We start from the raw sequence: 817 nt of genomic DNA, 5'->3' as shown, positions 1-817 counted from the left end.
CGCCGCATGGTCGATCGCGCGCTGCACGTCCGCGTCGGACGCGTCGTTCGCGGCGAGCCGGATGTTCGCTTCGAGCGTGTCGTTGAACAGGTAGGTATCCTGCGCAACCAGCGCGATGTGCTGCCGCAAGTCGTCGAGCCGCAAGTCGCGCAGGTCGACGCCGCCGAGCGTCACACGGCCCTGCTGCGGATCCCAGAAGCGCAGCAGCAGGCTCGCGACCGTCGACTTGCCGGCACCCGACGCACCGACCAGCGCGACCGTGCTGCCGCGCGGCACCTCGAAGCTCACGCGGTCGATCGCGGGCACGCTGCGGCCCGGGTACGTGAACGACGTGGCCTCGAAACGCACGGCCGGATCGGCAGGCATCGCGTGCGCGCCGTCCGTCACCGGCACCGGCTCCTTCTCCAGTGCGCGCAAGCGGCGGGTCGATGCGATGGTGTCGGCGAGCTGGCGCGCGACCTGGCCGATTTCGGCCACCGGCATGAAGGCGGCTACCGCCACCAGCACCAGCAGCGGCAACGACTCGCGCGGAAACCAGCCGCGTGCACACAGCAGCGCGCCGAGCGCCGCGACGACCAGCCCGCCGAGCCCGCTCGCGATTTCCAGCGCGGCGCTCTGCGACGACAGGTCGTCGAGCAGCTTCGCGCGCTGCTTGCGGTACGCATCGACTTCGGCCACGAACGCTTCACGCCGGCGCGCGACGGCCTGGAACGCGGTCAGCTCCGCGAGCCCCTGGATCGTTTCGGTCAGGTGCGCGCCGAGCTGGCCGAGCGCGTCGCGCGCGCCGGTGCCGAGCCGGTCGACATCGCGCCGCGCC

Annotated in this window: 1 protein-coding gene; it reads right to left on the bottom strand. The window is 72.3% G+C overall.

The genetic code is table 11. The features are described 5' to 3' along the window. Nucleotides 1-817, bottom strand: an 817-nt coding sequence (locus G3N93_RS41100) for an ABC transporter ATP-binding protein (RefSeq protein WP_206135651.1), incomplete at both ends; no start/stop codon positions are given.

Origin of the sequence: Burkholderia sp. Se-20378, assembly GCF_017104665.1 — a bacterium.
Classification (GTDB): domain Bacteria; phylum Pseudomonadota; class Gammaproteobacteria; order Burkholderiales; family Burkholderiaceae; genus Burkholderia; species Burkholderia lata.
This window is presented reverse-complemented; position numbering and strand designations above follow the sequence as displayed.